At 27.7% G+C, this 7,037-nt stretch carries 8 protein-coding genes and 1 pseudogene; 6 read left to right on the forward strand and 3 right to left on the reverse strand.

The window, feature by feature from the left end:
* Positions 1-86: 86 nt before the first annotated feature.
* The 4 genes and pseudogenes from CD129_RS13365 to CD129_RS13140 all read left to right on the forward strand — a co-directional run.
* Positions 87-209 (forward strand): annotated as a pseudogene (locus tag CD129_RS13365) (replication initiation factor domain-containing protein); the annotation flags it as partial.
* A 23-nt stretch (positions 210-232) separates the two neighbouring features.
* On the forward strand, positions 233-733 hold the full coding sequence (locus CD129_RS00500; RefSeq protein WP_115337966.1) for a DNA topology modulation protein: 501 nt from the start codon (positions 233-235) through the stop codon (positions 731-733).
* 68 nt (positions 734-801) lie between these two features.
* Entirely contained in the window at positions 802-1,998 is a 1,197-nt protein-coding gene (gene mobV, locus CD129_RS00505) for a MobV family relaxase (protein WP_115337965.1), read from the forward strand.
* A 289-nt stretch (positions 1,999-2,287) separates the two neighbouring features.
* Entirely contained in the window at positions 2,288-2,458 is a 171-nt protein-coding gene (locus tag CD129_RS13140) for a hypothetical protein (RefSeq protein WP_160149130.1), read from the forward strand.
* Between the two features lie 14 nt (positions 2,459-2,472).
* Here the strand turns inward: CD129_RS13140 and CD129_RS00510 are convergent, their stop codons facing one another.
* The gene (locus CD129_RS00510) at positions 2,473-2,658 is read right to left on the reverse strand and encodes a hypothetical protein (RefSeq protein WP_115337964.1); all 186 of its coding nucleotides are present in this window, start codon (positions 2,656-2,658) and stop codon (positions 2,473-2,475) included.
* 509 nt (positions 2,659-3,167) lie between these two features.
* Positions 3,168-4,226, reverse strand: coding sequence for a nuclease (locus CD129_RS00515; RefSeq protein WP_115337963.1), 1,059 nt, complete (start codon positions 4,224-4,226; stop codon positions 3,168-3,170).
* 843 nt (positions 4,227-5,069) lie between these two features.
* Between CD129_RS00515 and CD129_RS00520 the strand changes: the two genes are divergently transcribed.
* The gene (locus CD129_RS00520) at positions 5,070-5,861 is read left to right on the forward strand and encodes a ParA family protein (protein WP_115337962.1); all 792 of its coding nucleotides are present in this window, start codon (positions 5,070-5,072) and stop codon (positions 5,859-5,861) included.
* Positions 5,862-5,870: 9 nt separating this feature from the next.
* Positions 5,871-6,071: a plasmid replication-associated protein gene (locus CD129_RS00525; protein WP_115337961.1), complete on the forward strand. Its 201-nt coding sequence runs from the start codon at positions 5,871-5,873 to the stop codon at positions 6,069-6,071.
* Between the two features lie 258 nt (positions 6,072-6,329).
* On the opposite strand, the gene CD129_RS00530 is transcribed toward CD129_RS00525, so the two are convergent.
* Positions 6,330-6,962, reverse strand: a complete 633-nt coding sequence (locus CD129_RS00530; protein ID WP_160149129.1) for an MFS transporter — start codon at positions 6,960-6,962, stop codon at positions 6,330-6,332.
* Between the last annotated feature and the right edge of the window lie 75 nt (positions 6,963-7,037).

Raw genomic sequence — 7,037 nt, forward strand, 5'->3', positions numbered from 1 at the left:
TGTTAAATTGTTTATATCTGAAATAGTTCATACAGAAGACTCCTTTTTGTTAAAATTATACTATAAATTCAACTTTGCAACAGAACCAGAAAGTGATTAAGGAAATTTCTTCAGTTGATTTAACAGATTTAATGAAATTGACTTTAAAAGAAAACGAAAAACATTTGCAAAAGCAGATTGATTTTTGGTTAAGTAATTTTAAATTTTGAAAAATATTGAAGGGGGTTAATTTGTGAAAAAAGTTATTGTTATTGGTTCTTCAGGTTCTGGAAAATCTACTTTTTCAAGAAAGTTATCTGAAAGATTAAATATTCCTGTATATCATTTAGATCAATTATTTTGGAAACCTAATTGGGTTATGAGTACAGAATATGAAAAAATAACTATTCAAAATTCAATATTAGAGAAAAACGAATGGATTATTGATGGGAATTATAGTGGTATTTTGGAAGATAGATTGCAATTAGCTGATACTGTTATATTTTTAAATTTATCGAGAAGAATTTGTTATTACAGAGTTTTTAAAAGATTTTTTAAAAATATTGGAAAAACTCGAATTGACATGGGGGAAGACTGTAAAGAAAAAATATCTTTTACTTTATTAAAGTTTATTTGGAATTACCCTAAACAAAGAAAACCATTTTTACTAAACAAACTTGATAAGATAAAAGAAAATAAGAATATTATTATTTTGAGTAGTACTAAGGAAATTAATAATTTTAAATACTTATAATTTCAGCAACCACCATTTTTGGTTGCTGGTGTTTAGGTTTTGAACTTATGGACTGACTTGTTCAGTCCATTTTTTGTGCTTGCACAAAAACAGGAACAAATACAACGGGCATACAAAAACATGTTCAAAGAGAAAATAATAATTATGAAAATGAAGATATAGACCATAGTAAAACTTACTTAAATTATGATTTGGTAAATGCTAATAAACAGAATTTTAATAACTTGATTGATGAAAAAATTGAACAGAATTATACAGGCAAAAGAAAAATTAGAACAGACGCGATTAAACACATTGATGGTTTAATTACATCAGACAATGATTTCTTTGATAATCAAACGCCAGAAGATACAAAGCAGTTTTTTGAATATGCTAAAGAGTTTTTAGAACAAGAATACGGTAAAGATAATTTATTATATGCAACAGTTCACATGGACGAAAAAACCCCACATATGCATTATGGTGTTGTCCCTATCACTGATGACGGTAGATTAAGTGCAAAAGAAGTTGTAGGGAATAAAAAGGCGTTAACAGCGTTTCAAGATAGATTTAACGAATATGTTAATCAACGTGGGTATGATTTGGACCGAGGACAATCAAGACAAGTTACAAATGCTAAACATGATCAGGTAAGCCGATATAAGCAAAAAACAGAATACCATAAGCAAGAATATGAGCGTGAGAGCCAAAAATTAAGCCATATACAACAAAAAAGCAATAAGTTGATAGAAGAATACCAAAAATCATTAGAAACGCTTAAAAAGCCTTTAAACGTCAAATATGAACATGAAACTGAAAAAGTAGGTGGTTTGTTCAACAAAGAAATACAAGAAACAGGGAATGTTGTATTAAGCCAAGAAGAATTTAATAACTTTCAGAAACAAATACAAGCAGCACAAATGATTACAGAAGATTATGAGCATATTAAGTCTGGTAAAGCGTTGAATGAGCTTAAAAATGAAAATAAGAAACTTAGACAAGAAAATAATAAGTTTGCAGAGGGATATAAAAAATTAAGAGATATTTGTGATAAACAACGTGAATATATTAAATACGCTAATACCCTTATTGAAGCAATTAAAGAAATTTTTAGAAGATGGGAAGAAGTGCTGGGAAGAGAAAAATATATGAAAGGGATAAACGCCTTAACGCAAGATAATACTCAAAGAAAAAATGGTTTTATGGCAATTGATAGACAAATACATCCAGAAAAATATGAAGAGAAAAAGAAAGAGCAAAAACGTGATAGGGGTAGAGGTAGATAAATAAAAACGCCACTCTAAAAATAGAATGGCGTTCAAAACCTTTAAAGAATTGTTTAAGTAAATCTAATTTAATTATACCCACATTTATGCCGAGAAAACTTTTTGTCTTAAAGAGTCCTTAACTTAGACTTAAAGCGACAGCGGTCGATAGCGTCAGCTATTAACCCGACCGACTGACAGCTTTTAGGATTGTTAAGGACGCAAACTTTAAGACAAAAAGGAAATTGGAATAAAAAATAACATTTATAGTATGATAATATTGAATTTAAATAGATTTTGGGGTGATCCTATGTATAAAACAATAATGTTTAATTTAATTTTTGCTTTGATTATTGGTTTAATATATATGAGTTTTAATGGTATAAGTGCAACAGTTTTTTATGTAACTATTTCATTTTTCATTGTACTTTTATTAAGAGATTATATTATGTATTTAATTAAAAAAAAGAAACACGATTAATCGTGTTTCTTTTTTTAATTAACTATTTTGTAGCTTACTTTATTTAAATTTGGTGTAGGTCCTGTGCTTATAGTCATTTTTACACGTTTATTTTGTTTAGCAGCTTTGTTAAATGTATTTATTAGTCTTTCTTGTCCATTAGCGCTAGCTAAAACACCTGCACCTACTGGGACACCGTATTTACCAAATACTCCAGCCATTGTTGTAATAGCCGGTCAGATGTACCATTTATGTACACCCCCTATCCAAAAATGAGTTTTAGGGCTAACTTCACGTAGTGATCTGTTAGTTCTATTTTTGTATTTTAAAAGGGGTTTTAAGGGGTGAGAATTTATAGATTTTAGGGGTGAAATCATAGGGGGGTACTACGACCACCGTTAGCTTTTCAGCTATTTTTATGAGTTAACTTGATTTAAAATGACATTTAAATATCACATAAGATACATATAATAGTACACTTATCCAACAAAACACTTTTAACCTTTTATGTACTCTTTAGTATTTTATACTTTAGCTTGTAGAAATTCGAAAAAATTATTGATATACTTTTTATACTAATGTTATTGGAACTCCTAGTATTTTTTAATACTGCCCTCAAGGGCAGACGACCTTATTTTTAACAATAAAAAAGCGTCAGTCTAAGACCAACACTTTATATTTTTCTTCAATTTCTTGAATCATTTGATAAAATCAATCTGTGATTGGACGTCTAGATATCTAAAAATGAATTTTTATCTCGTACTGCTTCCCTTGCCTGCATTGTGAAATGAAATTCTTCTAGGCCATTTACTAAAGCATTGTAGTAATAAGCTAACATTGATTGAACTGACTCTTGTTTCTTTTTCATTTCACGATTCACTGCAATTAAGATTTCAATAATTTTGTCTGATAGTTCTTCGTTTTGTTCAAAATAGAAAAATGGTACGTCATTACGTCTATCACCTGCTGCTTTTTTAGCTTGCATAATTTTATTAATAATACTGATACTGTCAGCTAATGTATATCTTGATTTAATAAATTGTTTTAATTCTTCAGGCATTGGTTTTAATAAATGAGTTTGTTCATCAATTAAATAATTATCATTTTGATGGTTTGAATGAGCTGAATGATTATAAGTTATTGTTTTACTGATATTATTAGCACTCATCCCATTCATTTCACTAATATCTTCTTGTGTAATATCTTGATGTGTAATATCTTTACTATGTAATCTCTTAAGTGTTGGTTTTCTACTGTCGATTTCCGACTGTCGATTTTCGACTGTTGAAAATCGTACCTCCATTTCCCCTTGATATTTCAAGACCTTAGTGTGTTTTTTCAATTTACTTTTTTTATTTTTCACTTCTTTTTTTGAGTTGTTTTTCTGTTTATTTTTCTTTAATTTGAAATCTAGATCTGCTTTTACATTTTCAAACTTTTCTATTTCTTTTATGTCTTCATCACTAAATGGTGTTAATGAAAAATAATATACATAATTATATTTACTTTTCTCTCTTTTTTTAAATTGAATAATGAAATTAGCTTTTATTAATTCGTCCCATGCTTTTTTAACAGAATCACGCTTATTTTTACTATATCTTTTATATAATTCACTTTTATTTAAATCCCAATTTTCAGGGTAGCTTTGTAAATTACATAATAAACCGATAGCTTGTAATGAAATATTTTTGCAATGTTTACTATTCGTGTCACAACTTTGTAATAATTCTCTTGGTATTAGTTCATATCCTTGATCTTTTTTGAAATGTTTAATATTGCCTTTTGACATAATAAAAACCTCTTTCCGAATTTTAATTTGGTAAGAGGTAATAAAACGTTTACATTTCTAACAAATTATGTAGTTGCGACATAATTTGATTCGAGTTATAATTAAGTTATTATAATATGTATGCAAACGTGCGTAAACGTTTCATTACCTTTTTGTAAACATTCAGTTGCTACCAACAACTGAATGTTTTTTATATAGAATAAGCATAACAAACTTGAGGATAATAGACAATAAATATTGTAACATTTTGTTGTAACATGTAACATGTTATTTGTAGAAGAATGATTGTCAACTTTTGAATATTAAAATTTTGCCAATAATAGTTATAAAGAAATATATATTGATATGTTAGATGTGTGTGTGTATTAGCAACTACTATAGATATAGTAGTTTATAAAATTATAATTATTTATGATGTTAATTACCCTGGAGATATTATATTTGTTTTTTTACTTTATGGAGTATGATAGTGATTATTTTTGTGACTTTCATGTGTATTTTGATAAAAATTTCTAAGAAAAAGGCAATCATTGGACTAAGAAGAATAAAAAAGCAGAAAAATAGTACATCATCCCATCTATCGGATAATGCTTTTTTAGCTCTTATAATTTATTAATAATACTGATACTGTCAGCTAATATATTCAGATTTAATAAAAAACGTAAGGGAACGTCTTGTTACTTGTAACATGTTACAAGTAACAAGAGATAATAGTACGAGAAATTTTGTCCTCAGAATGACACACAAAATTTTAAAAATAAATTAGTCAAGATACATGTAACTTGTTACATGTATCTTGTATCTGATATAATATGATTATTATACTATTAAGGAGTGAAACACATGTCTGTAATAACTATAGGTAATTTTAAAGGTGGAGTAGGAAAGACAACAGTGTCTACTTTACTATCATACATAGCTTCTGAGAGATATGATAAAAAAGTTTTACTAGTTGATTTTGATCCTCAAGGAAACGCGACTCAAATTATGAAAAGAACATATCCTGAAGCTTTAGAAGAAAAGAAACCTTTTATAGATGTACTTAAAACAGGAGAATTGAATGAATGCATGATAAATTTATCAAGTAAACTGGTGCTTCTACCTGCAGATTCATCATTAGCAAATTTATCAGATATCATTGCTAAAACGGATATAGTTAAAAAACGATATATTCTTAAATCGGTTATTGATCAAATAAAAGTCGATTATGATTTCGACTATATTTTTATAGATGTTCCTCCAACAATAAATTCGGATTTTACTAATAATGCTGTTTATGCCAGTGATTATATTGCTATGGTATTTCAGACACAACAATCCGCATATGAGAGTAGTTTATCTTTTGTTAATTTTTTACGCGATCGAAAAAAAGAATCAGATTTACCATTTGAATTGATAGGCGCAATCCCTGTACTAATTAAAAGAAATGGAAATATTGATGAACAAATATTAAAAATATCTAAGGAAACTTTTTCTAATGCCTTATTTGAAAATCAAATATTTCAAAGAGAAAGAATTAAAAAATTTGGTGCAGAAGGGATAAAAGATGTAGATGCTCATGATAAAAGAGTTTTACATATGCTAGATGAAATTTATAAAGAATTAGTTGAAAGAATAGAATTAATAGAAGGATAGGTGGTAATAATGTCAGGATTTTTAGATGATATAGATACTTCAGCAGTGAAATATACTGAAAATTATAAACCAGTAGCTAAAAGTACAACTATGAGAGTAGATACTTTGATTAAAAAAAGGTTAAATCAAATGGCATTAGACAAAGACACTTCAATAAAAGCTATTTCTGATGAAGTATTAAATGAATTTTTGAAAAAAAATAATTATTAATATATTTTAATTTTACAAGGATAATTCAAAATTGAGAATTACAGAAAAATTAATCTAACAATACATGATGAAATTGAATTGTATGTTCGCTAAAACTTGTCTTAAAAAAACCCTTTCGCTGAATTCATTTTAAAATGAATTCAGCGAAAGGGTTTTTTATTTTATTATCACTAATTAGGGTTATATCTAAAAGTTAAGAGACCTCGTCATTTTTAATTTGTTTTCAGCTAAAGTTTATTATAAATTATTTAATCGTATTTAATTTAAATCTTTTCTTTTTTGAAGATCTTTTATAATTTCAGGATATATTTTATCCATATTGTAGAAAAATAGTATAATAGCTAATATTATAAAAGTTAATATGGGAAGGTACAAAAATAATGAATTAATGGCAAATATAGCTGAATCTGATTGGATGGATTTTCCGCCAATATATCCACCAAAACTTAAAATCCAACCTACAGAGGCTGCTCCTATTCCGGTACCAACTTTTGTACCCATGCTTCCACCACTGTATACAAGTCCTTCTCTTCTTATTCCTGTCTTCCACTCTCCATATTCTACAGTATCTGGTAATAGGGCGAAAATATTACCAAAAATGGGAACTCTACCTATACCTCTTAAAATAGAACCTATTATTACAAAATATATATTCGTCATATTTATCATAATTATAAAAGTACCAATAATAAAGAGTATAGTCCCCCATAACATAGGTTTTGTTTTTCCATATTTTTTTATGATTGGTGTAAGGAATAGGATTAATAAAAGAGCAGGGAGCTGAATACTTAGAGTTAATACTCCTACCATAGCAGAATTCCCTAAAATATATTTTGCAAAATAAACGGTTCCACCATTATATAGAGCATCATTTATATGGTTCTGTTGCAAAGTTGAATTTATAGTATAATTTTAACAAAAAGGAGTCTTCTGTATGAACTATTTCAGATATAAACAATTTAACAA

The sequence above is a fragment of the Mammaliicoccus fleurettii genome (assembly GCF_003970575.1).
Lineage (GTDB): Bacteria > Bacillota > Bacilli > Staphylococcales > Staphylococcaceae > Mammaliicoccus > Mammaliicoccus fleurettii.

Bases quoted from the DNA above. Each gene is read 5' to 3' on its own strand.
- CD129_RS00525 (WP_115337961.1), top strand. From the start codon at position 5,871: ATGTCAGGATTTTTAGATGATATAGATACTTCAGCAGTGAAATATACT.
- CD129_RS00515 (WP_115337963.1), bottom strand. From the start codon at position 4,226: ATGTCAAAAGGCAATATTAAACATTTCAAAAAAGATCAAGGATATGAA.
- CD129_RS00510 (WP_115337964.1), bottom strand. From the start codon at position 2,658: ATGGCTGGAGTATTTGGTAAATACGGTGTCCCAGTAGGTGCAGGTGTT.
- CD129_RS13140 (WP_160149130.1), top strand. From the start codon at position 2,288: ATGTATAAAACAATAATGTTTAATTTAATTTTTGCTTTGATTATTGGT.
- CD129_RS00520 (WP_115337962.1), top strand. From the start codon at position 5,070: ATGTCTGTAATAACTATAGGTAATTTTAAAGGTGGAGTAGGAAAGACA.